The organism is Streptomyces sp. VRA16 Mangrove soil (assembly GCF_017377775.1).
In the GTDB taxonomy this organism is placed as follows: Bacteria; Actinomycetota; Actinomycetes; order Streptomycetales; family Streptomycetaceae; genus Streptomyces.
On record NZ_JAFVLN010000028.1, the window covers coordinates 18,697 to 43,586 of the forward strand.

Sequence of the window (24,890 nt, forward strand, 5' to 3'; positions counted from 1 at the left end):
GTGTCGGCCCTCCGCGGGCCTCGTCGTCGGCTTCACCTCATTGACGTAGGCGCGTACGAGGATGTGACAGGACAGGGCTCAGGAAGTTCGGGGCGACCTACAGCCGGAAGGGTTCGGTGGGGAGAACAGTGGAGAAGCTGGTGCTGCGTGAGGTGAGGGACGGCGATCTGGCCGTCTTCTTCGACCAGATGAACGATCCCGAGGCGATCCGGATGGCGGCGTTCACGGCCAAGGATCCGTCGGACCGCGAGCACTTCGAGGCCCACTGGGCCCGGATCCGTCAGGACCCGGCGGTCGTCATGCGCACCGTCGTCGGTGGGGGCGGCGAGGACGGCGAGGACGGCGAGGACGGTGAAGTCATGGGGCACGTCGCCGTGTTCGGGCCGCCCGAGGAGCGCGAGGTCACGTACTGGATCGGGCGCGCGTACTGGGGCCGGGGAGTCGCCACCGCCGCGCTGCGGGAGCTGCTCGACATCGCGCCCGAGCGGCCGGTGCACGCCCGCGCGGTCGCGGACAACGTCGGCTCGGTCCGGGTTCTGGAGAAGTGCGGGTTCGTGGCCGCCGGACGGGACCGGGGCTTCGCGAACGGGCGGGGCGAGGAGGTCGACGAGGTGCTGCTCACGCTGCGCGCCTGAGGCCCACCGGTCCTACGGCGCAGGCGTCGCAGCCGACTTTTCGCCGTACTGATCGACACTCCACTCCCCCCGCAGGCGGGCGCCGCCGCCGCGCAGAGAGCGCGGTGGCTGGAGTGTCGGGTGCTGCGTGCGCCCGGCGGGCATCTGGTGGGCGTCGTGCCGGTGCACGGCGATCCGGAGGTGTGCGGCCGCGGGGCCCCGGGCCCGGGGGCGAGTGAGCCGGAGCACAGTCGCCGCCCCCTCGGCCGTGCCGCGGGGCCCGCGGCGTAACCTCGCAAACGGCGCCAAGCGGCGTCAGTCAGACACAAGTCAGACACAGGCTCTCAGCGCATTGCCGGGCATCCGGTCCGGCGATCCTTCCACCAGGAGGCCCCATGGCCCGCACGCTCCCCACCGCCCCGATCGCCGCCGCCGGGCTCGTCGGCGGTTACGCCACCGCCCGCTTCACCAAGAAGCGGCAGCTGGGCGGCGCCGTGCTCGCCGTCGCCGGGGCGGCCGCGGCCACGCAGTGGAAGCGGACCGCGGGCGGCAAGGTCGCGGGCGCGCTCACGGGGACGTACCTCGCCGCCTTCGCCGGGTCGCACCCGCTGGCCAAGAAGGTCGGCGCCTGGCCGGCCGTGTTCGGGGTGGCCGGGGCCGTGGCCGCCGCCTCGTACGTGCTCGTGGACCGGAAGGCCGGCTGAGCCCGACGAAGGGCCGGGGCTCGGCCCGGCTCGGCCCGGCCCGGCCCGGCCCGGCCCGGCCCGGCCAGTGCCGAGATCGGGGCCGGGGCAGGTGCCGGATGGGCGCTTGCCCCGCGCCGGGGTGCCGCCTTGCCCACCCTGCCGCCCATGGCGGCAGATTGCCCAAGGCTCCGGGGCACGCGGCAGATTGCCCAAGGCTCCGGGGCACGCGGCAGATTGCCCAAGGCTCCGGGGCACGCGGCAGATTGCCGAAGGCGCCCCGCGCCGGGGCCTCAGGCTCGGTGGGCCACGACGTTGACCACCCGGCCCTGCGGGTCCCTCACGAAGAAGCGGCGGACGCCCCAGTCCTCGTCCCGGATGTCGTGGACGATCTCGGCGCCCGCCGCTGTCATCGCCGCGTAGGCCGCGTCCACCTCGGCCGGGTCGCCGAGCTCCACGCTCAGGTCCGGGACCACGGGCGCGCTCGCGTCGTGGGTGAGGAAGGAGACCTGGGCCGTGGGGTGCGCGGGAGACGCCATCGTCATGATCCAGCCGAGGTCCATGACCTCCTCGAAGCCCAGCCGCCCGTAGAAGTCCCGGTTCGCGGCGAAGGACTTCTCGCCCTCCGCGACGTACGTGTTCGGCATCGCCCTGCGTGGTTGCGTCATGCCGTTCATCGTCCCCGGAACGTCGCCCGGTACGCGCCCGGCGACACCCCCACCACCCGCTGGAAGTGCTGCCGCAGCGAGACGGCCGTGCCGAAGCCGGTCTCCGCCGCGATCCGGTCCACCGTGTGATCCGTGCGCTCCAGCAACTCCCGTGCCCGGTCGACGCGTTGGCGGGCCAGCCAGGTCATGGGGGTGAGGCCCGTCTCGTCACGGAAGCGGCGGTTGTACGTACGGATGGACATCGCGTCCCGGGCCGCCAGCTCCGCCAGGGTCAGGGGCCGGTCCAGTCGGGTCAGGGCCCAGGCCCGGGAGGCTGCCGTCGACGCGCCGCCCCGCTCCTCCACCGGGCGGCGGATGTACTGCGCCTGCCCGCCCTCGCGGTGCGGTGGTACGACGGTGCGGCGCGCGACCTCCGCCGCGACCGCCGCGCCGTGGTCCGCGCGGATCATGTGCAGGCACAGGTCGATGCCCGCGGCCTCCCCCGCCGAGGTCAGCACCCGGCCCTCGTCGACGTACAGGACGTCCTCGTCGACCGTCACACTCGGGAACGTACGGGCGAACAGGGCGGACGACATCCAGTGCGTCGTCGCCCGGCGGCCGTCGAGGAGTCCGGCCGCCGCGAGCACGAACGAGCCCGTGCAGATGGAGGCGAGCCGGGCCCGTGTCGCGTGCAGGGCGTGCAGGGCGCGCTCCAACTCGCCGTCCAGAGCGCCCGGCCGGAGGTTCTCGTCGAGCTCGTGCGCGGCCGGGACGACGACCGTGTGCGCGTGCTCCAGCGCCTCCAGGCCGTGTTCCGCGTGGATCGGGAAGTCGGCGTCGGTGCGGACGCGGCCGGGGCGCGGGGCGCAGGTGCGGACCTCGTAGAGCGGGTCACCGGTCGCCAAGTCCCGTGCCGAGCCGAAGAGTTGATGAACGAGGCCGAGTTCCATGGGCAGGACGCCGTCCCTGACCAGGACGGCCACCGTGCTCCGTGCTGCCTCGACCTCGGCCCCCGCCCCCGTCCTCGCCGCCGACCGCATGGCCGGATTGTGTCACGCGGTGCTGACGTGGCCGGTGGGAGCGACCGCCGACAGCGGGCGTGCCACGTCCTCCAGGGACCTGCGTTCGGCCCGGACCGCGAACGCCGCCGCCACCAGACCGGCCGCGCACATCAGCCCCGCGCCGATCTGGAAGGCGAGCACCGTGTCGGCGACCTTGCCGCTCTTGGTGAGGTCGGCGAAGAGCAGCGGTCCGCTGATGCCGCCGGCCGCCGTGCCGACCGCGTAGAAGAAGGCGATCGCCATCGCCCGCGTCTCCATCGGGAAGATCTCCGACACCGTCAGGTACGCGCTCGACGCCCCCGCCGACGCGAAGAACAGGACCACCGACCAGCAGGCCGTCAGGGTCGTCGCGGTCAGGGAGCCACGGTCGAAGAGCCAGGCCGTCACGAAGAGCAGGATGCCCGGCAGGAGGTACGTCGACGAGATCATGACCCGGCGGCCGATCGTGTCGAAGAGCTTGCCGAGCAGCAGCGGGCCCATGAAGTTGCCGGCCGCGATCACCGCGAAGTAGTAGCCGGTGGAGCCGGTCGGCACGTCGAAGAAGGTGGTGAGGATGGCGCCGAAGCCGAAGGTGATGGCGTTGTAGAGGAACGCCTGCCCGATGAAGAGGGCCAGGCCGAGGGTGGTGCGGCGCGGGTACTTCGTGAACACCGTACGGGCGATCTCGCCGAAGCCGACGCTCTTGCGCTGGTGGATGGTGATCTCGCCGGCGGGGGGCGGGAGTTCACGGTCGCCCTGGTCGTGGTTGCGGCCTCGCTGTTCACGGACTTTGTCCTCGACCTCGTCGACCAGGCGTTCCGCCTCCTCTCCCCTGCCGTGGATGAAGAGCCAGCGGGGGCTCTCGGGGACGTTGCGGCGGACCAGGAGGATCACCAGGCCGAGGAGCACGCCCAGGGCGAAGGTGAGGCGCCAGCCCACGTTCTTCGCGAACAGGTCCGTGTCGAGCGCCGCGATCGACAGGAGCGAGCCGCCGATCGCGCCGAGCCAGAAGCTGCCGTTGATGATCAGGTCGACGCGGCCGCGGTAGTGGGACGGGATGAGTTCGTCGACGGCCGAGTTGATGGCCGCGTACTCGCCGCCGATGCCGAAGCCCGTGAAGAAGCGGAAGAGGAAGAACCACCAGGTGGAGAAGGAGAGGGCGGTGAGGGCGGTCGCCGCGAGGTAGACGGCGAGCGTCAGCAGGAAGAGCTTCTTGCGGCCGAAGCGGTCGGTGAGCCAGCCGAAGAAGAGCGCGCCGGAACAGGCGCCCGCCACGTACAGGGCCGCGGCGAGCCCGGTGACCTGGGCCGATGAGATGGGCAGGCCGCTGCCGGACTCCGAGAGGCGGCCCGCGATGTTTCCTACGACGGTGACTTCGAGGCCGTCGAGGATCCAGACGGTGCCGAGGCCGATGACTACGGTCCAGTGCCAGCGGGACCAGGGGAGGCGGTCCAGGCGGGCGGGGACGGAGGTGGTGATGGTGGTGCCGTTTTCTTGAGCGCCGAGGGACATGGCCCCCTCCTCGTCGAGGGAGTACGGACCGTGTCCGGGTGCCCCGAAAGGGGCGCGGGACTGCATCGATTTGCGACGGGCGGTGAGATGAGCCCCGTCAGGGGCGCGGGGCTGAGTCCATCAGCGGCTCCGCCGCGGGGCGCGACCGACGGCGAGGTCAGCCCCGACAGAGGCGCGGGACTGTGTCTACGTGCGGCTCCGCCGCGTGGGCGCGACCGGCGGTGGTCGTGCCCCGTCAGGGGCGCGGGGAACTGCGCGACCAGCCCCCACCGGAGCCGCGCCCGGCAACACCGCGACCGGGACCGAGCTGGACGCCGGTGGGAACGCTCACCCCGCGCCGGGGTGCCGCCTTGCCCACCCTGCCGCCCCAGGCGGCAGATTGCCCAAGGCGGGGACGACCGGCGGCAGATTGCCCGAGGCTCTGGGGGGGGGTGTTTTACGCTCCGAAAGCTCTCGACACCGTGTAGATCAAGAGTCCCGCCAGGGAACCGACCACCGTTCCGTTGATCCGGATGAACTGGAGGTCGCGGCCGATGTGGGCCTCGATCTTGCGGGAGGTGTGCTCGGCGTCCCAGCCGGCCACGGTGTCCGTGATGAGAGAGGTGATCTCGGCGCGGTACGTCGTCACGACGTAGACCGCCGCACCCTCCACCCACCCGTCGACCTTCGCCTGCACCTTCGCGTCGGACGCCATCCGCGCCCCCAGCGAGAGCAGCGAGGCCCGTACGCGCAGCCGCAGTTCGCTGCGCTCGTCCTCGGCCGCCGCCACGATCATCGAGCGGACCGCGGACCAGGTCGAGGCGATCAGGTCCTGCACCTCGGAGCGGCCGAGGACCTCGGACTTGAGGCGCTCCACGCGCGCGCGGGTGTCGGAGTCGGACTGCAGGTCGCCCGCGAAGTCGCGCAGGAAACGGTCGACGGCGCCGCGGGCCGGGTGCTCGGGCATGTCGCGCATCTCGGTGACGAAGCGGAGCAGCTCCTTGTAGACCCGCTCGCCGACGCGCTTGTCGACGAAGCGCGGGGTCCAGCCGGGGGCGCCGCCCTGCACCGCGTCCATGACGGAGTCGGAGTGCAGGACCAGCCAGTCGTGGGCGCGGGCGCAGACCAGGTCGACGACGCGCTTGTGGCCGCCGTCCGCGACGACCTTCTCCAGCATCTTGCCGATCCCCGGCGCGATCTCCGCGTTGTCGGCGCGGCGCGTGATGGCCTCGCCGACGACGGCCTGGACGTCGGAGTCGCGCAGCACGGTCAGGGCGCCGCGCAGCGCGGTGGCGAGCTCGGCGGTCACCCGGTCCGCGTTCTTGGGCTCGGCCAGCCAGGCGCCGAGGCGCGAGCCGATGCCGACCGAGCGCAGGCGGTCGCGGACCACGTCCCCCGAGAGGAAGTTCTCCCCGACGAACTCGCCCAGCGAGAGCCCCAGTTGGTCCTTCTTCTTCGGGATGATCGCGGTGTGCGGGATGGGGATGCCGAGGGGGTGCCGGAACAGGGCCGTGACCGCGAACCAGTCGGCGAGCGCGCCGACCATGCCCGCCTCGGCCGCCGCCGCGACATAACCGGCCCAGGCGCCCGCGCCGGAGTGCTCGGCCCAGGTGGTCAGTACGTAGACGACCGCGACCAGGACGAGCAGGCCGGTGGCCGTCGTCTTCATCCGGCGCACACCGCGGCGCTTCTCCTCGTCGGCCGCGGTGAACTCGGTGACGGAGCGGGGTTGACGGCTGGGCGCGGGGGAATGCTCCCCGGAGCCCACCGAACCCGATTCGCCCCTTTTGACCTTTTCGCTCATCGCCTGTCACCCATCAGGTCACCCGACACCTGCATCTGTCATTCCCCTCACATTGTCCCTTCTGTGACCTACTCCCGGAACGGAGCACAAGTTCCCGGCGTCTACGTGGTTGGAAACACGACACGGGAGGAGGGGGGCAGCGTCGGCCCCCTCGTTCACCTGTCCGAGCCATGACGCATCATGGACTCATCACACCGGAGCCTCGGGCTCCCCCTGCCCGAGGAGACGCACACCGCATGACCAAGCGTCACGGTTATGCCTTGTTGGCCGCGCTCGTCGCGGTCGCAGTGGTGATCTCTGCCGCCATATACGTCGGCTTCTCCGGCGTCCTGCGGGGCGGCGACAACACCGTGGAAGCGGGCGGCACCCACCAGCGCGGTTCGGCCGCGCCCGCGTCCACCGGCACCTGGGCCGGCAGTTGGTCGGCCTCCCCAGCGGGCGCCGAGCCCGGAACAGAGACGAATGGTTTCGCCGGACGCTCCGTGCGCAACGTGGTGCACACCAGCATCGGCGGCACCGGTGCCCGCATCACGCTCTCCAATCTCTACGGTCAGCAGCCGCTCAGCATCACGCACGCGTCGATCGCCGTGGCGTCGGCGCCCAACAGCCCGACGGCGCTGGCCGGCACGGTGCGGCGACTCACGTTCTCCGGGAACACCTCGGTGGTGATCCCGGCCGGTGAGCAGGTCATCAGCGACTCCGTGCGACTGCGGGTGCCGAGCGACTCGGACATGCTCGTCTCCACGTACTCGCCCACGGCGTCGGGCCCGGTCACGTACCACCCGCAGGCCCGGCAGATGTCGTACGTGGCGAGCGGCGACCTCGTCGAGGAGCCGACCGGCACGCGGTACACCGAGCAGAGCCCGTACTGGCGCTATCTGACCGCGCTCGACGTGCTCAGCAACGAGGCGGAGGGTTCCGTCGTCGTCATCGGTGACTCGCTCACCGACGGCATCACCTCCACCATGGGGGCCAACCACCGCTGGCCCGACTTCCTCGCCGAGCGGCTGCGCACCGAGTCGGGTGCCCCGCGCTACGGCGTCGTGAACCAGGGGATCAGCGGCAACCGCGTGCTGGCCGACGGGTTGGGGCGGCCGGCCAACAACCCGAGCGGGCTGGCACGTTTCGAGCGGGACGCGCTCGGCCGGTCCGGGGTGCGGGCCGTCGTCGTCGACCTCGGGATCAACGACATCCTGCGGCCGCCGCAGCAGACCGACCCCGACAAGATCGTGGCCGGTCTGCGGGAACTGGTCCGGCAGGCGCACGCGCGCGGGCTGCGGGTGGTCGGGGCCACGCTCATGCCGTTCCAGGGGCACCGGGGGTACACGCCCGCCCTCGAGACCGTCCGGCAGGCCGTGAACGCGCAGATCCGTGCCGGGAAGGTCTACGACAGCTACGTCGACTTCGACAAGGCGCTGCGGGATCCTTACAACCCGCGCAAGTTGCTGCCGCACTATGACTCGGGTGACCATCTGCACCCCAGTGACGCCGGTTACCGCAAGATGGCCGACTCCTTCGACCTCTCCACCCTCAAGTCCACAACCGGCGCCGAACTCTAGGCCCCGGCCGACGGCGCCCCCGCCGCCTTGGGCAATCTGCCGCCTTGGGCTTTCCCGCCCCGGCCGGCTGCCGCGCCGCCGCAGGTCATTTGCCGCCCGCCACGGCCGCCTTGGGCAATCTGCCGCCTTGGGCTTTCCCGCCCCGGCCGGCTGCCGCGCCGCCTTGGGCAATCTGCCGCCATGGGCGGCAGGGTGGGCAAGGCGGCACCCCGGCGCGGGGCGAGCGCTCCAACCGGCCTCCAGCTCGGTCCCGGGCGCACCACCGCCGGGTGCAGGCCCGGTGGGGGCTGGTCGCGCAGTTCCCCGCGCCCCTACGGGGCACGACCACCGCCGATCGCGCCCCCGCGGCGGAACCGCACATCGACACAGCCCCGCGCCCCCGACGGGGCACACCTCACCGCCGATCGCGCCCCCGCGGCGGAACCGCACATCGACACAGCCCCGCGCCCCTGACAGGGCACACCTCACCGCCGATCGCGCCCGCACGGCGGAACCGCACATCGACACAGCCCCGCGCCCCTCAAAGGGCCCCGCTCAATCCCAGTGCCGCCGCTGCCTGCGCTCCCGGCGCTCCTCCAGGCGGTCCAGGTGTTCCTCCATGCGCTCCCGGTGCCGGTCGAGCCGGTCCTCGTGGAGGCGGTGATGCCGGTCCCCGAGCAGCTCGCGCCGGTCCTCCCGGCGGTCCAGCTTCTCCCGGCGCCGCTCCTCCTTGAGCCGCTGCCGCTCGGCCTTGGGGAGCTTGCGCTCGACCCCGACCCCGCCCCAGAACGCGAACCCGGTGACGATCACGCGCGGCGCCCCGGGCTCCCCGGGCACCCCCGACTCCCGGTGGTCGAAGCCGCCCATGATCCCGATGCCGCGCACCACGACCTCGACGCCGGGCGGCACGATCACATTGACGCCGCCCATGATGGCGACGCAGTTGATGGTGACCTCGCGGTCCTCGAAGTTGGCCTCGCGCAGGTCGAGTTCACCGCCGCCCATGACCGCCACGCAGTCCATCCGGCGCGGCACCGTCCACCGCCCCCGACGCTCGAACCCGGACAGGACGCCGACGCCCCACGCGGTCCCGCCCGCCTGCCCGCCGATCCGGGACGCCCAGTCGACGGCGCCCTCGGGCAGCGGTCCCTTCACCAGGTTCACCGGAGTGGGGGCCACCGGAGCCGGGGCGGGAGCGCCCGCGCCGGGCAGATCACGGGTGAGGGGCGCCAGGTCCCGGTACGTACGTGCCTTGTACGTCTCCTCCAGGCGCTCGTTGAACTCGTCCATGTCGAGGCGCCCCTCGGCCATCGCGTCGCGCAGCCGCTCGGCGACCTGCTCGCGGTCGGCGTCGGAGGCCCGCAGATCCAGCGCGGCGTCGGCGGGATCGGTGTCGTCGGGGCGGTCCGGGAGCGATGCGTCCGTCATACGTCCCAGCGTACGGGCGTCAGGGCGCTACGGAAGCTCCCCCGGCATACATCCGCGCGATCACACTCTCGATGTCGGGTTCGCGCACCGAAAGATCGGCCAGCGGATACCGCCCGGCGATCGCGGCGACCAGCGGCGCCGCCGACCGCCCCGCGGGGAACGCCAGCCACTGCCGCGCCCCCGACACCTTCACCACCCGCGCGCACCCGGTGAACTCCACGTCCAGCGGCGGCAGTTCGTGCTCCAGGTCGACCACGAGGGTGCGCTCGCCGCCGCCCAGCTCGTGCAGCCCGTCGAGCGAACCGTCGTACACGAGCCGCCCGTGGTCGATGACCATCACCCGTCGGCACAGCTGCTCGATATCGGTGAGGTCGTGCGTGGTCAGCAGGACGGTCGTGCCCCGCTCGGTGTTCAACTCCCGCAGGAAATCCCGCACTTTGACCTTGGAGACGACGTCCAGGCCGATGGTCGGCTCGTCCAGGTACAGCACCTCGGGGTCGTGAAGCAGCGCCGCCGCGATGTCGCCGCGCATCCGCTGGCCGAGCGAGAGCTGACGGACGGGCACCTCCAACAGCTCGGCCAGTTCGAGGAGTTCGACGCAGCGCGCGAGGTTCTCCTCGTAGCGGGCGTCGGGGATCCGGTACATGCGGCGCATCAGCCGGTAGGAGTCGATCAGCGGCAGGTCCCACCACAGGGTCGTGCGCTGCCCGAAGACGACGCCGATGCGGTGCGCGAGCCGGGCCCGCTCGCGCGACGGGTCGATGCCCGCCACCCGCAGCCGGCCGGCGCTCGGGGTGAGGATGCCGGTGAGCATCTTGATGGTGGTCGACTTGCCCGCGCCGTTCGGCCCGATGTAGCCGACCATCTCGCCGCGCGGCACCGTGAAGCTCAGCGCGTCCACGGCCCGCACCTCGCGCCGCTCCCGGCGCAGGAAGCCCGCTCTGCGCCGTACGTCGAAGACCTTCTCGACGCCGTCCACCTCGATCAGGGCGTCACCGGCACCCGACGCGTCCCCGACTGCCCTGTCCGTGTCCGTCACCCGACGTCAACTCCCCGTACTGCGATATCCGCGCAGCGCGGCCCGCCACGCGACCCCCGCCGCGCCCAGGCACGCGGCGGCCACGAACGGCGGCGCGAACGCCACCCACTGCGGCAGCCCCAGCGGATAGGGGCGGCCGAGGATGTAGAGCGCCGGCACCCAGTTCACGAAGGCCAGCGGGAAGACGAAGGTCACGCCCCGCAGCAGACCCTCGCCGAAGACGGTGGGCGGGTACTGGAGCATGGCGGTGCCGCCGAACGTCGCGGCGTTCTGCACCTCGGCCGCGTCCTGCGCCACGACCTGGAAGGACGCGCCCGCGATGAACACCGCGACGAAGATCCCGGCGCCGCTGACCAGCAGCACGGGCACGAGCGCCGCCTTGGCCGGGGTCCAGTGGACGTGCAGCGCCGTCACCGACCAGGCGAGCACCAGCAGCCCCTGGGTGACCCGGCCGAGCCTGCGCAGCGTGAACCGGTCGGCGGCCATCTGCACGAGGACCGGCGCGGGCCGCACCAGGAACACGTCGAGCGTTCCGTCCCGCACCCGCTGCCCGAGCCGCCCCAGCGAGCCCGCGAACAGGTCGGCGAGGCCGAAGGCGGCGCCCGCGGTGCCGTAGAGGAAGGCGATCTCGGGCAGGCTGTAGCCGCCGAGCCGGTCGACCCGCGAGAACATCAGCAGGATCCCGACGAACTCCAGGCCCGACGCCGCGAAGTTGCCGAAGGTCGTCATCACGAAGGACGCCCGGTACGTCATCGTGGAGCGGATCCACATGCCGCTGATCATGCGGAACGTACGGGTGCCCGTCGCCACCGCGGCCGCGGCCCGGGAGCTAGCCACCCTGCACCACCACCCGTCGCACCGCCACCGTCTGCACCGCGCGCCCCACGGCGAGCAGCCCGGCGCCCCACGCGGCCTGGAAGAGGAAGCTGCCGAGGACGCCGCGCCGCGGATGCGTGCCCATCAGCACATCGGCGGGGATCTGGAGCAGCGACGACCAGGGCAGCGCGCGGGCGAGGTCGCCGATGGCGCCGGGGAAGACGTTCAGCGGCAGCAGGATCCCGGAGAAGAAGGTGCCGACGATTCCGTACATCTGCGCCGCCCCGTTCCCCTCCATCAGCCAGAACGCCGACATCGCCACGAGATGGCGCAGCGCGAAGCTGACGACGCAGCCGAGCAGCACCGAGACGAGGAAGGCCAGCCATCTCAGGACATCGTGCGGCAGGGCGAGTGGAAAGACGAGGGCGCCGACCGTGAGCGGCACGACGCCGCGGCCGATCAGCTGGTACAGGGCCCGGCCCAGGTCGAGGGAGAGCCACCAGCACTGCTGGTCGACGGGCCGGTACAGGTCGACGGCGATGTCCCCGCTGCGGATCCGCTCCATCAGCTCGACCTCGACCCCGTTCGGCATGCCGAGCATCATCACGGAGTAGAGCGCCTGTCCCACCCACACGTAGGTGAGCGCCTGCGCCTGGTCGTACCCGCCGAGGTGCGGGCGCTCGTCCCACAGCGCCAGATAGGCGCAGGCGATGATCATTCCGAAGACCGTGTTGGTGACGATGCCGGCGACGGTGGACGCGCGATAGGTGGCGTACCGCCGCAGTCCGCCCGCGGTGACGGTCGCGTACAGCCGGAGAGCTCCCACTGTCGGCAGCCTATGGGCGGCCTGGCCTCGCCTGCCATGCATTTTCCCGACGGTGTAGGAGGCTTGTGAGGCATACGAGACATATCCGTGGCGTACGTGACGTTCGACGCGAATCAGGAGTTCCACAGGACATGAGCAGCGACGAGCCGCCCCAGCAGGAACCGCTCCCGGCCGGGGAGCCCTCGGCAGCTGAGCCCGCCGCCGCGGAGGCGGGCCGGGGCAAGGGCGGCAAGAAGGCGAAGCGGCCCAAGCGCAAGGGCTGGCGCCGGCTGATCCCGACGTGGCGGATGGTGCTCGGCACGGTCATCGCCTTCGTCGCGCTGTGCTGCGGCCTGTTCGCGCTCGGGTACGCCCTGGTGGACATCCCGCCCGCCAACGCGACGGCGACCGCGCAGTCCAACGTGTACCTGTACGCGGACGGCACGCAGATCGCCCGGGACGGCGAGATCAACCGGGAGAACGTGCAGCTCTCCCAGATCCCCAAGACGGTGCAGCACGCGGTGCTCGCCGCCGAGGACCGGGACTTCTACTCCGAGTCGGCGGTCGACCCGAAGGCGATGATCCGGGCCGCGTGGAACACCGTCACCGGCAAGGGCAAGCAGTCGGGCTCGACGATCACGCAGCAGTACGTGAAGAACTACTACCTGGGCCAGGAGCAGACGATCTCCCGGAAGGTGAAGGAGTTCTTCATCTCCATCAAGCTGGACCGCGAGGCGTCCAAGGACGAGATCCTCACCGGCTACCTCAACACCAGCTACTTCGGGCGCAACGCGTACGGCATCCAGGCCGCCGCGCAGGCGTACTACGGCGTCGACGTCGAGGACCTGACGACCGCTCAGGGGGCGTACCTGGCGGCCCTGTTGAACGCGCCGAGCGCGTACGACGTGGTCGCGCACCCGGAGAACAAGGACGCGGCCGTGGCGCGCTGGAACTACGTGCTCGACGGCATGGTCAAGAAGAAGTGGCTGAGCGCCTCGGACCGTCAGAACATGAAGTTCCCGATGCCGGTGGAGGCGAAGGGGCCCGCCGGGATGTCGGGGCAGCGCGGGTACATCGTGCAGGCCGTGAAGGACTACATCACCAGCAACAAGATCCTCGACGAGGACACCCTCGCCACCGGCGGCTACCGCATCACGACCACGCTCCAGAAGAAGAAGCAGGACGCCTTCGTCGAGGCGGTGGACGACCAGCTGATGTCGCAGCTCGACACGTCCGCGCGCGACGTCGACAAGTACGTGCGCGCGGGCGGCGCCGCGATCGACCCGTCGACCGGCAAGGTGCTCGCGATGTACGGCGGCATCGACTACACGAAGCAGTTCGTCAACAACGCCACGCGCCGCGACTACCAGGTCGGCTCCACGTTCAAGCCGTTCGTGTTCACGTCCGCCGTGGAGAACGGTTCGACGACGCAGGACGGCCGCACCATCACGCCGAACACCATCTACGACGGCACGAACAAGCGCCCGGTGCAGGGCTGGGACGGCGGGTACTACGCCCCCGAGAACGAGGACGGGGTCTCCTACGGCAACATCACCGTGCGCACCGCCACCGACAAGTCGGTGAACTCCGTGTACGCGCAGATGGCCGTCGACGTCGGCTCCGACAAGGTGAAGCAGACCGCGATCGACCTGGGCATCCCGAAGAACACCCCGGACCTGACGGCGTCCCCCTCGATCGCGCTCGGCCCGTCGACCGCGAGCGTCCTCGACATGACGGAGGCGTACGCGACGCTCGCCAACCACGGCAAGCACGGTACGTACACGATGCTCGCCTCCCTCACCAAGGACGGCGAGCAGGTCGACCTGCCCGAGCAGGACTCCCGGCAGGCCGTGAGCCGCGAGTCCGCGGACACCACGACGTCGATCCTGCGCTCGGTCGTACAGACCGGCACCGGTACCGCGGCGCGCGCGGCGGGCCGGCCCGCCGCGGGCAAGACCGGCACCGCGGAGGAGGACACGGCGGCCTGGTTCGCGGGCTACACCCCCGACCTGGCCACCGTCGTCTCCGTGATGGGCCAGAACCCGGACGGCGCGCACAAGTCGCTGTACGGCGTCGCGGGCCTGTCCCGGGTCAACGGCGGCGGGTTCCCGGCGCAGATCTGGGCCCAGTTCACGAAGACGGCCCTGTCCGGCACCCCGGCCACTGCCTTCGACCTCGAACTGGAGCCGGGCTCGGAGGAGCTCCCGGTCCCGACGGCAACGGCGACGGCGACCGCGGACCCGTCCGCCTCGACACCGTCCTCGACCGGCCCCGCCACCTCGGAGGAACCCTCCACCGAGCCCACCGGTACCCAGTCCACGACGGCCCCCACGGACTCCCCGTTCGCCCCGCAGTCGGACACCCCGAACGAGCAGCAGCAGCAGAACGGCGACGACTTCCTCAATGGCCTGACGTCACCTTCAGCCCGACGATCGCCACAAGCAGCAGACCGATGAACAGGATCCGCGCGGCGCTGGCAGGCTCCCCCAGCGCCACCATGCCCACGACGGCCGCACCCGCCGCCCCGATCCCCACCCAGACGCCGTACGCCGTACCGATGGGCAGGGACTTCGCCGCGTAGGACAGGAGCATCATGCTGGCGACGATTCCGGCGCCGGTGAAGACGCTCGGCCACAGGCGGGTGAAGCCGTCCGTGTATTTCATGCCGATCGACCAGGCGACCTCGAGAAGTCCGGCGATCACGATCAGGATCCAGGCCATGACTGGCACCTCCGTCAGTGGTTCTCAACAGGGGTGCGTCGTCTTTGCAGGTCCCGGTACGGCGCGTCTCGTCGGGTCCTTGCAAAGGTAGCAAAGGGTACGCAAAAAGGGCTGGTGACGATGGTCACCAGCCCTTTCGTGCAGGGGCGCCGCGGACGCTACAGGTACAGGCCCGTCGAGTCCTCGGAGCCCTCGAAGCGGTCGGCGGCGACAGCGTGCAGGTCGCGCTCGCGCATCAGCACGTAGGCCACCCCGCGCACCTCGACCTCGGCCCGGTCCTCCGGGTCGAACAGGACCCGGTCTCCCGGCTCCACCGCCCGCACGTTCTGCCCGACCGCGACGACCTCGGCCCAGGCCAGGCGCTTGCCGACCGCCGCCGTCGCGGGGATCAGGATGCCGCCGCCACTGCGCCGCTCGCCCTCGGCGGTGTCCTGCCGTACGAGCACACGGTCGTGCAGCATCCGGATGGGCAGCTTGTCGTGCTGGGTGCTGTGCTTGTCATCTTTGGCGCTCACGCCGTCGAAAATACCTGCCCCGCGCGGCGAGGGGTGTGCTCGGGTCAGCTCTTGCGGCGCCGCGAGTTCAGCGCGAGCAGCCCGACCACGCCGACCACGACGAGCGCGACCGGCACGATCCGCTCCAGCCGCGGCGCACCCTCCTCCGAGACGAGCTGGCCCTTGACGTCCGAGACCAGCCGGTTGGCGCTGACGTAGGCGCGGCCGACGGTGTGATCCACCTGCGCGGCGAACTTCGCCTTCGCGTCGCCGACGATGGTCTTCGGGTGCACTCGCACCCCGAGCTCGTCGAGCGTCTCGGCCAGGGTCTCGCGGCGGCGCTTGATGTCCGCCTCGATCTGCGCCGGTGTACGCGTATCCGGCGTACTGGACGTGTCCGACACCGCGCTGCCTCCGTGGTCGCTGGGTCACTGCGTGCTGCGTGATGGACAGTCTGTCAGCTCGGCGCGTCCGCCACCGCCCGGCACCCCCTATTACCCTCGACCCGAGTTCCACACCCCGAAGCCAATGGAGTGCCCCATGAGCGAGCGACTGCAGCCCGGCGACACAGCTCCCGCCTTCTCCCTGCCCGACGCCGACGGCAACGAGGTCTCCCTCGCCGACCACAAGGGCCGCAAGACGATCGTCTACTTCTACCCGGCCGCGCTCACCCCGGGCTGCACCAAGCAGGCCTGCGACTTCACCGACAACCTGGACCTGCTCGCGGGCGCCGGCTACGACGTCATCGGCATCTCCCCCGACAAGCCGGAGAAGCTCGCCAAGTTCCGCGAGAAGGAGAACCTCAAGGTGACCCTCCTCGGCGACCCCGACAAGAAGGTCCTGGACGCGTACGGCGCGTTCGGCGAGAAGAAGAACTACGGCAAGACCTACATGGGTGTCATCCGCTCCACGATCGTCGTCGACGAGAACGGCAAGGTCGAGCGGGCCCTCTACAACGTCCGGGCGACCGGCCACGTGGCGAAGATCATCAAGGATCTCGGCATCTGACCGCATCCGGGCCGACCGACCCGGGTACCCGCGTTGTGACGAAAGTCCCCCTCGGTGGGGACTTTCGTTTGCAACCGCCACGATCGAGCAAGTGATCCCCTGGACAAGTTCCGCATCCAGCGTCCAGAGAAGGGATCCGCTCCATGACCACCGACACCGAGGAAGGGCAGGCGCCCGACCCGGAGGCGGTCAAGCGTCACCGGGCACTGTTCCGCGCCGTCAAACGGCGCAAGAACCCGCCGCTGCGCCGTACCGACATCACCGTCACCGACGAGGCGGCGGTCAAGCGGGCGGTCAAGGCGGCCTCGCTCGGCAACGCCATGGAGTGGTTCGACTTCGGCATCTACTCCTACCTGGCCGTGACCATCGGCCATGTCTTCTTCCCGTCCGGGAACGACACGGTCCAGCTGATCTCGTCGTTCGCGACCTTCGCCGTCTCCTTCCTCGTCCGGCCACTCGGCGGCATGGTCTTCGGCCCGATGGGTGACAAGATCGGCCGTAAGAAGGTCCTGGCGATGACCATGATCATGATGGCGATCGGCACCTTCGCCATCGGCCTGATCCCGTCGTACGCCACGATCGGCTTCTGGGCACCGGTCCTGCTGATCCTCTTCCGGCTGATCCAGGGCTTCTCCACGGGCGGCGAGTACGGCGGCGCCTCGACGTTCATCGCCGAGTACGCGCCCGACAAGCGCCGCGGCTACTTCGGCAGCTTCCTGGAGTTCGGCACGCTCGCCGGGTACGTCGGCGCGGCCGGTCTGGTCACGCTCCTGACCAGTTGGCTGGGCAGCGACGGCATGGAGTCGTGGGGCTGGCGCGTCCCGTTCCTGGTCGCGGGTCCCATCGGCCTCGTCGGCCTGTACCTGCGACTCAAGCTCGACGAGACCCCCGCCTTCCAGAAGCTGGAGGACGCGTCCTCCCACAAGGCGAGCGACGCGGCCTCCACCGTCGAGACCACGGCCAAGGGCGACCTGGCCAAGATCTTCCGGGACTACTGGCCGACGCTGGTGCTGTGCATCTGCCTGGTCGGCGCGTACAACATCACCGACTACATGCTGCTCTCGTACATGCCGACCTATCTGTCGGACGAGATGGGCTACTCGGAGACGCACGGCCTGCTCATCCTCATCGCGACGATGGTCGTGCTGATGTGCCTGATCAACCAGGTCGGCAAGCTCTCCGACCGGTTCGGCCGCAAGCCCCTCCTGATGAGCGGCATGCTCGGCTTCTTCGTCCTGTCGGTGCCCTCCTTCCTCCTGGTCAAGAACGGCGCCCTGTGGGCGGTCTCGCTCGGCATGCTGCTGCTCGGACTGTCCCTGGTCTGCCTGCTCGGCACCATGTCCGCGGCGCTGCCCGCGCTCTTCCCGACGCACGTGCGCTACGGCTCCCTGTCGGTCGGCTACAACCTCTCCGCGTCCCTGTTCGGCGGGACGACGCCGCTGGTCATCACGGCCCTGATCGGCCTGACCGGCTCCGACATGATGCCCGCGTACTACTCGATGGCCGCGGCGCTCGTCGGTGTGATCGCGGTGGCCTGCATGAAAGAAACGGCCCAGCAGCCACTCGCCGGTTCCCCGCCCTCGGTGGAGACCGAGGAGGAGGCCGTGGAGATGGTCGAGGCACAGACCCCGGACCCGAAGTTCTGACCGCCCCGTCCCGCCCTGTCGCCCTCTGTGGTTCGGCCACACAAATCGGACTGTCCCGCATTTCGTGCGTGACAGTCCGATGGTCAGATCGCTAGGGACGAGGTGGTTCGGAGATCGACCACGTCAAGGGTGACATGCTGGACGATCGCCAGGACAACCTGCTCTACCTGTGCCCCAACTGCCATGCACAGACTAGGACTTGGTGCCGCGGATAGAGGCACGCTCCCCCGCCGAGCAACATCGCCGTACACTGGCGGGGCGGAGCACGCCAGGTAGGCGAAATGTCCGCATTTTCGCGGTTGTGGCGGAATAGGCAGACGCCCGGGCCTTAGGAGCCCGTGGGAGAAATCCCGTGAGGGTTCGAATCCCTCCAACCGCACGCGAAAAGGGGCTGCCCATGCGGGCGGCCCCTTTTCGTACAACCTCAGCCCAACAACTCCCGAACCACCGGCACCAACGCCCGAAACGCCTCCCCCCGATGGGAGATCGCGTTCTTCTCGTCGGGGCTCAGCTCCGCCGCCGTTCGCGTGTCACCGTCGACCTGAAGGATCGGGTCGTAGCCGAAGCCGTTCGTGCCCGCGGGCGCGTGACGCAGGACGCCGCGCATCCGGCCCTCCACCACCCGCTCGGTGCCGTCCGGCAGCGCGAGCGCCGCCGCGCACGCGAAGTGGGCGGTGCGGTTGACGTCGTCGTCGATGTCGCCGAGCTGGGCCAGGAGCAGGTCCAGGTTCGCCTTGTCGTCGCCGTGCTTGCCGGCCCAGCGGGCGGAGAAGATGCCGGGGGCGCCGCCGAGGACGTCGACGCAGAGGCCGGAGTCGTCGGCGACGGCGGGCAGGCCGGTGGCCTTGGCGAGGGCATGGGCCTTGAGGAGGGCGTTCTCGGCGAAGGTCACTCCGGTCTCGCGGACGTCGGGCACCTCCGGGTACGCGTCGGCTCCGACGAGCTCGTGCGGGAGGCCGGCGTCCGCGAGGATGGCGCGGAGTTCGACGATCTTGCCCTTGTTGCGGGTGGCGAGGATGAGGCGGGTCATACCGCCCAGCCTACGAGCTCCGCTACGGCGTGCAGACCTTGGTCAGTTCGCCCGCCGCGTCCGTGACCGGGGTGACGTCGGGTGTCTCGTCGCCGTTCCTGATGGCCGTACGGACGTTGCCCACCGCCTTGTTGAGGTCGTCGACGGCCTTCGACACATCGGCGTTGTCGGTCCTGTCGCCGATCTTGTCGAGGTTCTTGTCGATCGAGTCGAGTGCCTCGTCGGCCTGCGTCGGGTCGTTCGCCGCGTTCTCCACCGCCGTCTGCAGATCGGTGACGCTGTCGGCGATGGAGTCGGCGGTCTGGACGCAGTCGAGCGCCTTGTCGACGGCCGAGCAGCCGACGGTGGCACCGGTGGCCACGATCAGTGCCGCCGATGCGGCGAACAGTGCGGTACGACGATGACGGCGCGTGGCCATGGACAGGTCCTCCCCTGAAGTGCGGACAGGGGGACGGCACGCGGCTCCGGCCGTCGTTCCCCCTGCCCGTAGTGACGCGGTCGGCGGCTGATCGGTTGCCACCCTACTTGGGGAGTTCTTTACCCGGGGAGGGAGTTATCCGAGGGCTTCCTCAAGGGCCTTGCGCTGGACGGCGGCGAGTTCGTCGCAGCCCGAAACGGCAAGGTCGAGGAGGGAGTTGAGCTCGTCGCGGGAGAACGGCTCGGCCTCGGCGGTGCCCTGGACCTCGACGAAGCGGCCGTCGCCGGTGCAGACGACGTTCATGTCGGTCTCGGCGCGGACGTCCTCCTCGTAGGGCAGGTCGAGCATCGGGACGCCGTCGATGATGCCGACGGAGACGGCGGCGACGGAGCCGGTGAGCGGCTGCCGGCCGGCCTTGATGATCTTCTTGGCGCGGGCCCAGGCGACGGCGTCGGCGAGGGCGACGTACGCGCCGGTGATGGCGGCGGTGCGGGTGCCGCCGTCGGCCTGGAGGACGTCGCAGTCGAGGACGATGGTGTTCTCGCCGAGTGCCTTGGTGTCGACGACGGCGCGCAGGGAGCGGCCGATGAGGCGGCTGATCTCGTGGGTGCGGCCGCCGATCTTGCCGCGGACGGACTCGCGGTCGCCGCGGGTGTTGGTGGAGCGCGGGAGCATCGAGTACTCGGCGGTGACCCAGCCCTCCCCGCTGCCCTTGCGCCAGCGCGGGACGCCTTCGGTGAAGGAGGCGGTGCAGAAGACCTTGGTGTCGCCGAACGAGACGAGGACGGAGCCTTCTGCGTGCTTGCTCCAGCCGCGTTCGATGGTGATCGGGCGGAGCTGGTCGGGGGTGCGGCCGTCGATGCGAGACATAGGAGTGAGCGTATCCGGTACGGCGAAGGCCCCACCCCCGTCAGGAGGGATGGGGCCTTCGCCGGGCTCGCGCCGGGTGACTCAGCGGGTCACATCATGTCTTCGATGTCGGCGGCGATCGGGTCCGCGTCGGTGCCGATGACGACCTGGATCGCGGTGCCCATCTTGACGACGCCGTGGGCGCCGGCGGCCTTCAGCGCGGCCTCGTCGACCTTGGAGGGGTCGATGACCTCGGTGCGCAGGCGGGTGATGCAGCCCTCGACCTCTTCGATGTTGTCGAGCCCGCCGAGCCCGGCGACGATCTTCTCAGCCTTGGTGGCCATTGGTTTCTCCCTGACTCTCTGGTCGACCCGCCATGGGGGCCGTTTTGTCACCGTAACCCACGGTTGGCCCAACTTCGCGCGCGGTAGTTCCCGGCATCCCGAAGGATGACGATCACGCGAGGACCGTTCCGCAACTGGTCTACACCAGTATGCAACGCCCTCGAAGATACCCGTGTTCCCGGAGGACGCCCATGAGCACGAACGCCGCCGCCGCACCCCGGCCGAGCCCCTGGAGCAACTTCTTCCAGGGGCTCCAGAAGATGGGACGCAGTCTTCAGCTGCCCATCGCCGTGCTCCCCGCGGCCGGCATCGTCAACCGCCTCGGCCAGCCGGACGTGTTCGGCGCCGACGGTCTCGGCTGGACCAACGTCGCCAAGGTCTTCGCGGGCGCCGGCGGCGCGCTGCTCGACTCGGACCTCGGTCTGCCGCTGCTGTTCTGCATCGGTGTCGCCATCGGCATGGCCAAGAAGGCGGACGGTTCGACGGCGCTCGCCGCGGTGGCCGGCTTCCTGGTCTACCGGGGCGTGCTGCACCAGTTCCCGATCGACTGCGCGTCCGGGGCGAAGGCGGTGGCGACCGGATGCCAGGCGGCGGACAACACCGTGGCCGCCTTCACGTACCAGAACCCCGGCGTGTTCGGCGGCATCATCATGGGCTTCCTGGCGTCGTTCTTCTGGGTCCGCTTCCACCGCACCAAGCTGGTGGCCTGGCTGGGCTTCTTCAACGGCCGCCGGCTCGTCCCGATCATCATGGCCTTCATCGGCATCTGCTTCGCGGTGATCTGCCTGTGGATCTGGCCGCCGATCGGCGACGGCCTGGAGAGCTTCTCCAACTGGCTCCAGGACCTGGGTGCCATCGGTTCCGGCATCTTCGGCGTCGCCAACCGCGCGCTGCTCGTCATCGGTCTGCACCAGTTCCTCAACGTCCCGCTGTGGTTCCAGTTCGGCTCGTACACCAAGCCGGACGGCACGGTGGTGCACGGTGACATCAACATGTTCCTGAGCGGCGACCCGAGCGCGGGCATCTACCAGACGGGCTTCTTCCCGATCATGATGTTCGCGCTGCCCGCGGCCTGCCTCGCGATGGTGCACTGTGCCCGGCCCGAGCGCCGCAAGGCCGTCGGCGGCATGATGCTCTCGCTGGCGCTGACCTCGTTCGTCACCGGTATCACCGAGCCGATCGAGTACTCCTTCGTCTTCATCGCGCCCGCCCTGTACGCGGTCCACGCGGTGCTGACCGGTGTCTCGATGGCCGTGACCTGGGGTCTCGGAGTGAAGGACGGCTTCAGTTTCTCCGCGGGTCTGATCGACTACCTGATCAACTGGAACCTGGCGACCAAGCCATGGATGATCATCCCGATCGGCCTGTGCTTCGCGGTCGTCTACTACGTGATCTTCCGGTTCGCGATCACGAAGTTCGACATCAAGACGCCGGGCCGCGAACCGGAGGAAGAGGTCGAGGACCTCACCAAGGCCTGAGCCTCACTTCCTGCCCGCGACAGGGCCCCCGGACCACCGGTCCGGGGGCCCTTCGTCATGTTCCGTCCGCCGAAAGTCAGCAGTTCCCGCTTTCAGGGCTTTTATGGCTTTCCTACTCCTCCGAGTGGTCTAAACCAGTAGATGGCGCCTGCCCGCCGCTCACCACACGGAGGAATTCCATGAGTACGGCCACGGCCATGGCCCCCGCGAAGAAGCGGGGTTCCGGACTGTTCCAGGGTCTGCAGAAGATCGGCCGCAGTCTGCAGCTACCCATCGCGGTGCTGCCCGCGGCGGGCATCATGGTCCGCCTGGGCCAGCCCGACATCTTCGGCGACGACGGCCTGGGCTGGCACCGGGTCGCCGAGGTCTTCAACCAGGCGGGCGGTGCCATCACCGGCAATCTGCCGATCCTGTTCTGCATAGGCGTGGCCATCGGCTTCGCCAAGAAGGCCGACGGCTCCACCGCACTGGCCGCCCTCGTCGGCTTCCTCGTCTACAGCAAGGTGCTGCAGGCCTTCCCCGTCCACGAGGCCGTCATCAACACCGGCGCGGACACCCCCGCGGTCTACAACGACCCGGGTGTCCTCGGCGGCATCGTCATGGGTCTGATCTCGGCGGTCGTCTGGCAGAAGTACCACCGCACCAAGCTGGTCGACTGGCTCGGCTTCTTCAACGGCCGCCGTCTCGTCCCGATCCTGATGGCCTTCGTCGGCATCGTCATCGGCGTCTTCTTCGGCCTCATCTGGGAGCCCATCGGCAACGGCATCACGAACTTCGCCGAGTGGATGACCGGTCTGGGCGCCGGCGGCTCCGCCCTGTTCGGCCTGATCAACCGCGCGCTGATCCCGATCGGCATGCACCAGTTCGTGAACGCCACCGCCTGGTTCCAGCTCGGCGACTTCACCAACGCGGCCGGCGAGGTCGTGCACGGCGACATCCCGCGCTTCCTCGCGGGCGACCCGACGGCCGGCATGTACCAGTCGGGCTTCTTCCCGATCATGATGTTCGGCCTCCCGGCCGCCGCCATCGCGATGGCGCACTGCGCCCGCCCCGAGCGCCGCAAGGCCGTACTCGGCATGATGATCTCGCTCGCCGCGACCTCGTTCGTGACCGGCGTGACCGAGCCGATCGAGTTCTCCTTCATGTTCATCGCGCCGCTGCTCTACGCGATCCACGCGGTCCTCACCGCCGCGTCGATGGCGATCACCTGGGGCCTGGGCGTGCACGACGGCTTCAACTTCTCGGCGGGCTTCATCGACTACGCCCTCAACTGGAATCTGGCGACGAAGCCATGGATGATCATTCCGATCGGCCTGGTCTTCGCGGTCATCTACTACGTGGTCTTCCGCTTCGTGATCATCAAGTTCGATCTCAAGACCCCGGGCCGTGAGCCCGAGGAGGAGATCGAGGACCTCACGAAGGCATAACGGGACATCCCAGAATCCGGGCAAATCGCCCTGAACCCCTCCGGGTTCGGGGCGATTTGCGTGCGCCCGAAAACACATGGGTTCCTTACGTCCCACTCACGTGCTACAACAGGTCTAAACCAGTGAGTGGTGTAGACCACGAGGGCCGCCCGACGGGCGGCCCTCTCCACTGCCGAGACGCCGCCGTCCCCCCTCAACTCTCTGTCCAGGGCGGCGCCTTGCCTTCTTGGAGGAAGCACATGAGTACGGACACCGCTACGGCGGCGCCCGCTAAGAAGCGGGGCTCCGGCCTGTTCCAGGGCCTGCAGAAGGTCGGCCGCAGCCTGCAGCTGCCGATCGCCGTGCTGCCCGCGGCCGGCCTGATGGTCCGCCTCGGTCAGCCCGACGTCTTCGGCGCGGACGGCCTGGGCTGGGACAAGGTGGCCTCGGTCTTCGCCAACGCCGGCGGTGCCATCACCGGCAACCTGCCGATCCTCTTCTGCATAGGCGTGGCCATCGGCTTCGCCAAGAAGGCCGACGGCTCCACCGCGCTGGCCGCCCTCGTCGGCTTCCTCGTCTACAGCAAGGTCCTGGAGTCCTTCCCCGTCACCGAGGCGAAGGTCCAGAAGGGCGCGGACATCGCCGCGACCTACAACAACCCCGGTGTCCTCGGCGGCATCATCATGGGTCTGCTGGCCGCGGTCTTCTGGCAGAAGTACCACCGCACCAAGCTGGTCGACTGGCTCGGCTTCTTCAACGGCCGCCGTCTCGTCCCGATCCTGATGGCCTTCGTCGGCACCATCGTCGGCGTCTTCTTCGGCCTGGTCTGGGAGCCCATCGGTGAGGGCATCGCCAACTTCGGCGAGTGGATGACGGGTCTGGGCGCCGGCGGTGCCGCCCTGTTCGGTCTGATCAACCGTGGTCTGATCCCGATCGGCATGCACCAGTTCGTCAACACGGTCGCCTGGTTCCAGCTCGGCGACTACAAGGACGCCGCCGGTCAGGTCGTCCACGGTGACTACGGCCGCTTCCTCGCGGGCGACCCGAGCGCCGGTATGTTCATGTCCGGCTTCTTCCCGATCATGATGTTCGGCCTCCCGGCCGCCGCGATCGCGATCGCCCACACCGCCCGCCCCGAGCGCCGCAAGGCCGTGATGGGCATGATGGTCTCCCTCGCGCTGACCTCGTTCGTCACCGGTGTGACCGAGCCGATCGAGTTCTCGTTCATGTTCATCGCACCGCTGCTGTACGTGCTGCACGCCGTGCTCACGGCCCTGTCGCTGGCGGTCACCTGGGCGCTCGGCGTCCACGCGGGCTTCAACTTCTCAGGCGGTCTGATCGACTACGCCCTCTACTGGAAGCTCGACACCAAGCCGTGGCTGATCATTCCGATCGGTCTCGTCTTCGCCGCCATCTACTACGTGGTCTTCCGCTTCGTCATCGTGAAGTTCAACCTCACCACCCCGGGCCGCGAGCCCGAGGAGGAGGTCGAGGACCTCACCAAGGCGTGAGCCCTCCCGCGCAGACAGGCGAAAGCCCCCGGAACCGCACTGGTTCCGGGGGCTTTCCCGTACGTTCTTCCGGGCCCTGC

General features: G+C 69.9%; 24 protein-coding genes, 1 tRNA gene and 1 riboswitch. Of the genes, 10 read left to right on the forward strand and 15 right to left on the reverse strand.

What is annotated here, in order from left to right; genetic code table 11:
* The first annotated feature begins 116 nt into the window (after positions 1-116).
* Positions 117-635, forward strand: coding sequence for a GNAT family N-acetyltransferase (locus J3486_RS41600; RefSeq protein ID WP_307805167.1), 519 nt, complete (start codon positions 117-119; stop codon positions 633-635).
* Between the two features lie 374 nt (positions 636-1,009).
* Positions 1,010-1,318 carry a hypothetical protein gene (locus J3486_RS41605; protein ID WP_207829344.1) on the forward strand — a complete coding sequence of 103 codons (309 nt, stop codon included), beginning with the start codon at positions 1,010-1,012 and terminating at the stop codon, positions 1,316-1,318.
* A 272-nt stretch (positions 1,319-1,590) separates the two neighbouring features.
* Here J3486_RS41605 and J3486_RS41610 read toward each other — a convergent pair whose 3' ends face one another.
* From J3486_RS41610 to J3486_RS41625, 4 genes are all read right to left on the reverse strand, one after another.
* Positions 1,591-1,965 (reverse strand): VOC family protein, encoded by a 375-nt coding sequence (locus J3486_RS41610; protein WP_207829345.1) that lies wholly within the window; start codon positions 1,963-1,965, stop codon positions 1,591-1,593.
* Positions 1,966-1,970: 5 nt separating this feature from the next.
* Complete coding sequence (locus J3486_RS41615) at positions 1,971-2,984, reverse strand: GlxA family transcriptional regulator (RefSeq protein ID WP_207829346.1); 1,014 nt, start codon at positions 2,982-2,984, stop codon at positions 1,971-1,973.
* A 12-nt stretch (positions 2,985-2,996) separates the two neighbouring features.
* Positions 2,997-4,496, reverse strand: a complete 1,500-nt coding sequence (locus J3486_RS41620; protein ID WP_207829347.1) for an MFS transporter — start codon at positions 4,494-4,496, stop codon at positions 2,997-2,999.
* A gap of 436 nt (positions 4,497-4,932) precedes the next feature.
* Positions 4,933-6,279 (reverse strand): DUF445 domain-containing protein, encoded by a 1,347-nt coding sequence (locus J3486_RS41625; RefSeq protein ID WP_207829348.1) that lies wholly within the window; start codon positions 6,277-6,279, stop codon positions 4,933-4,935.
* A gap of 236 nt (positions 6,280-6,515) precedes the next feature.
* On the opposite strand from J3486_RS41625, the gene J3486_RS41630 reads away from it, so the two are divergent.
* Entirely contained in the window at positions 6,516-7,838 is a 1,323-nt protein-coding gene (locus J3486_RS41630) for an SGNH/GDSL hydrolase family protein (protein WP_207829350.1), read from the forward strand.
* A 534-nt stretch (positions 7,839-8,372) separates the two neighbouring features.
* Here the strand turns inward: J3486_RS41630 and J3486_RS41635 are convergent.
* From J3486_RS41635 to J3486_RS41650, 4 genes are read right to left on the reverse strand one after another with little or no spacing between them, the layout of a single operon-like run.
* Complete coding sequence (locus tag J3486_RS41635; protein ID WP_207829351.1) at positions 8,373-9,245, reverse strand: DUF1707 domain-containing protein; 873 nt, start codon at positions 9,243-9,245, stop codon at positions 8,373-8,375.
* A gap of 19 nt (positions 9,246-9,264) precedes the next feature.
* Positions 9,265-10,284, reverse strand: coding sequence for an ATP-binding cassette domain-containing protein (locus tag J3486_RS41640; RefSeq protein ID WP_207829352.1), 1,020 nt, complete (start codon positions 10,282-10,284; stop codon positions 9,265-9,267).
* Between the two features lie 6 nt (positions 10,285-10,290).
* Positions 10,291-11,067 (reverse strand): ABC transporter permease, encoded by a 777-nt coding sequence (locus J3486_RS41645; RefSeq protein ID WP_207829448.1) that lies wholly within the window; start codon positions 11,065-11,067, stop codon positions 10,291-10,293.
* Positions 11,068-11,113: 46 nt separating this feature from the next.
* A complete protein-coding gene (locus J3486_RS41650; RefSeq protein WP_207829353.1) occupies positions 11,114-11,968 on the reverse strand; it encodes an ABC-2 family transporter protein in 855 nt (284 codons plus the stop codon).
* An 89-nt stretch (positions 11,969-12,057) separates the two neighbouring features.
* On the opposite strand from J3486_RS41650, the gene J3486_RS41655 reads away from it, so the two are divergent.
* A complete protein-coding gene (locus tag J3486_RS41655; protein ID WP_207829354.1) occupies positions 12,058-14,361 on the forward strand; it encodes a transglycosylase domain-containing protein in 2,304 nt (767 codons plus the stop codon).
* On the opposite strand, the gene sugE is transcribed toward J3486_RS41655, so the two are convergent.
* The 3 genes from sugE to J3486_RS41670 all read right to left on the reverse strand — a co-directional run bounded on the left by sugE (position 14,306) and on the right by J3486_RS41670 (position 15,524).
* Positions 14,306-14,626, reverse strand: a complete 321-nt coding sequence (gene sugE / locus J3486_RS41660; protein ID WP_207829355.1) for a quaternary ammonium compound efflux SMR transporter SugE — start codon at positions 14,624-14,626, stop codon at positions 14,306-14,308. The genes J3486_RS41655 and sugE overlap by 56 nt on opposite strands.
* 32 nt (positions 14,627-14,658) lie before the next feature.
* A riboswitch (guanidine-III (ykkC-III) riboswitch) is annotated at positions 14,659-14,719 on the reverse strand.
* 65 nt (positions 14,720-14,784) lie between these two features.
* Positions 14,785-15,141, reverse strand: a complete 357-nt coding sequence (locus tag J3486_RS41665) for a co-chaperone GroES (RefSeq protein ID WP_207829356.1) — start codon at positions 15,139-15,141, stop codon at positions 14,785-14,787.
* A 44-nt stretch (positions 15,142-15,185) separates the two neighbouring features.
* Positions 15,186-15,524, reverse strand: coding sequence for a DUF3618 domain-containing protein (locus tag J3486_RS41670; RefSeq protein ID WP_207829357.1), 339 nt, complete (start codon positions 15,522-15,524; stop codon positions 15,186-15,188).
* A 136-nt stretch (positions 15,525-15,660) separates the two neighbouring features.
* Here J3486_RS41670 and bcp point away from each other — a divergent pair, with 136 nt between their 5' ends.
* The 3 genes from bcp (at position 15,661) to J3486_RS41685 (ending at position 18,153) form a co-directional block, all read left to right on the forward strand.
* The gene (gene bcp / locus J3486_RS41675) at positions 15,661-16,128 is read left to right on the forward strand and encodes a thioredoxin-dependent thiol peroxidase (RefSeq protein ID WP_207829359.1); all 468 of its coding nucleotides are present in this window, start codon (positions 15,661-15,663) and stop codon (positions 16,126-16,128) included.
* A gap of 143 nt (positions 16,129-16,271) precedes the next feature.
* Positions 16,272-17,774, forward strand: coding sequence for a glycine betaine/L-proline transporter ProP (proP, locus tag J3486_RS41680; protein WP_207829361.1), 1,503 nt, complete (start codon positions 16,272-16,274; stop codon positions 17,772-17,774).
* Between the two features lie 295 nt (positions 17,775-18,069).
* A tRNA-Leu gene (locus J3486_RS41685) sits at positions 18,070-18,153 on the forward strand.
* A gap of 45 nt (positions 18,154-18,198) precedes the next feature.
* On the opposite strand, the gene rdgB is transcribed toward J3486_RS41685, so the two are convergent.
* The 4 genes from rdgB to J3486_RS41705 form a co-directional block, all read right to left on the reverse strand.
* Complete coding sequence (rdgB, locus tag J3486_RS41690; RefSeq protein ID WP_207829363.1) at positions 18,199-18,804, reverse strand: RdgB/HAM1 family non-canonical purine NTP pyrophosphatase; 606 nt, start codon at positions 18,802-18,804, stop codon at positions 18,199-18,201.
* A 22-nt stretch (positions 18,805-18,826) separates the two neighbouring features.
* The gene (locus tag J3486_RS41695) at positions 18,827-19,222 is read right to left on the reverse strand and encodes a hypothetical protein (RefSeq protein ID WP_207829365.1); all 396 of its coding nucleotides are present in this window, start codon (positions 19,220-19,222) and stop codon (positions 18,827-18,829) included.
* A gap of 135 nt (positions 19,223-19,357) precedes the next feature.
* Positions 19,358-20,092, reverse strand: coding sequence for a ribonuclease PH (rph, locus tag J3486_RS41700; protein ID WP_207829366.1), 735 nt, complete (start codon positions 20,090-20,092; stop codon positions 19,358-19,360).
* 89 nt (positions 20,093-20,181) lie between these two features.
* On the reverse strand, positions 20,182-20,415 hold the full coding sequence (locus J3486_RS41705; RefSeq protein WP_100593980.1) for a glucose PTS transporter subunit EIIB: 234 nt from the start codon (positions 20,413-20,415) through the stop codon (positions 20,182-20,184).
* 191 nt (positions 20,416-20,606) lie between these two features.
* Between J3486_RS41705 and J3486_RS41710 the strand changes: the two genes are divergently transcribed.
* The 3 genes from J3486_RS41710 (at position 20,607) to J3486_RS41720 (ending at position 24,810) form a co-directional block, all read left to right on the forward strand.
* A complete protein-coding gene (locus J3486_RS41710; protein ID WP_207829368.1) occupies positions 20,607-21,893 on the forward strand; it encodes a PTS transporter subunit EIIC in 1,287 nt (428 codons plus the stop codon).
* A 179-nt stretch (positions 21,894-22,072) separates the two neighbouring features.
* The gene (locus tag J3486_RS41715) at positions 22,073-23,320 is read left to right on the forward strand and encodes a PTS transporter subunit EIIC (protein ID WP_207829370.1); all 1,248 of its coding nucleotides are present in this window, start codon (positions 22,073-22,075) and stop codon (positions 23,318-23,320) included.
* Between the two features lie 239 nt (positions 23,321-23,559).
* A complete protein-coding gene (locus tag J3486_RS41720) occupies positions 23,560-24,810 on the forward strand; it encodes a PTS transporter subunit EIIC (RefSeq protein ID WP_207829371.1) in 1,251 nt (416 codons plus the stop codon).
* The last annotated feature ends 80 nt before the right edge of the window (positions 24,811-24,890 follow it).

Bases quoted from the DNA above. Each gene is read 5' to 3' on its own strand.
- J3486_RS41605 (WP_207829344.1), top strand. From the start codon at position 1,010: ATGGCCCGCACGCTCCCCACCGCCCCGATCGCCGCCGCCGGGCTCGTC.
- J3486_RS41610 (WP_207829345.1), bottom strand. From the start codon at position 1,965: ATGACGCAACCACGCAGGGCGATGCCGAACACGTACGTCGCGGAGGGC.
- J3486_RS41615 (WP_207829346.1), bottom strand. From the start codon at position 2,984: ATGCGGTCGGCGGCGAGGACGGGGGCGGGGGCCGAGGTCGAGGCAGCA.
- J3486_RS41620 (WP_207829347.1), bottom strand. From the start codon at position 4,496: ATGTCCCTCGGCGCTCAAGAAAACGGCACCACCATCACCACCTCCGTC.
- J3486_RS41625 (WP_207829348.1), bottom strand. From the start codon at position 6,279: ATGAGCGAAAAGGTCAAAAGGGGCGAATCGGGTTCGGTGGGCTCCGGG.
- J3486_RS41630 (WP_207829350.1), top strand. From the start codon at position 6,516: ATGACCAAGCGTCACGGTTATGCCTTGTTGGCCGCGCTCGTCGCGGTC.
- J3486_RS41635 (WP_207829351.1), bottom strand. From the start codon at position 9,245: ATGACGGACGCATCGCTCCCGGACCGCCCCGACGACACCGATCCCGCC.
- J3486_RS41645 (WP_207829448.1), bottom strand. From the start codon at position 11,067: ATGATCAGCGGCATGTGGATCCGCTCCACGATGACGTACCGGGCGTCC.
- J3486_RS41650 (WP_207829353.1), bottom strand. From the start codon at position 11,968: ATGCATGGCAGGCGAGGCCAGGCCGCCCATAGGCTGCCGACAGTGGGA.
- J3486_RS41655 (WP_207829354.1), top strand. From the start codon at position 12,058: ATGAGCAGCGACGAGCCGCCCCAGCAGGAACCGCTCCCGGCCGGGGAG.
- sugE (WP_207829355.1), bottom strand. From the start codon at position 14,626: ATGGCCTGGATCCTGATCGTGATCGCCGGACTTCTCGAGGTCGCCTGG.
- bcp (WP_207829359.1), top strand. From the start codon at position 15,661: ATGAGCGAGCGACTGCAGCCCGGCGACACAGCTCCCGCCTTCTCCCTG.
- proP (WP_207829361.1), top strand. From the start codon at position 16,272: ATGACCACCGACACCGAGGAAGGGCAGGCGCCCGACCCGGAGGCGGTC.
- rdgB (WP_207829363.1), bottom strand. From the start codon at position 18,804: ATGACCCGCCTCATCCTCGCCACCCGCAACAAGGGCAAGATCGTCGAA.
- J3486_RS41695 (WP_207829365.1), bottom strand. From the start codon at position 19,222: ATGGCCACGCGCCGTCATCGTCGTACCGCACTGTTCGCCGCATCGGCG.
- rph (WP_207829366.1), bottom strand. From the start codon at position 20,092: ATGTCTCGCATCGACGGCCGCACCCCCGACCAGCTCCGCCCGATCACC.
- J3486_RS41705 (WP_100593980.1), bottom strand. From the start codon at position 20,415: ATGGCCACCAAGGCTGAGAAGATCGTCGCCGGGCTCGGCGGGCTCGAC.
- J3486_RS41710 (WP_207829368.1), top strand. From the start codon at position 20,607: ATGAGCACGAACGCCGCCGCCGCACCCCGGCCGAGCCCCTGGAGCAAC.
- J3486_RS41715 (WP_207829370.1), top strand. From the start codon at position 22,073: ATGAGTACGGCCACGGCCATGGCCCCCGCGAAGAAGCGGGGTTCCGGA.
- J3486_RS41720 (WP_207829371.1), top strand. From the start codon at position 23,560: ATGAGTACGGACACCGCTACGGCGGCGCCCGCTAAGAAGCGGGGCTCC.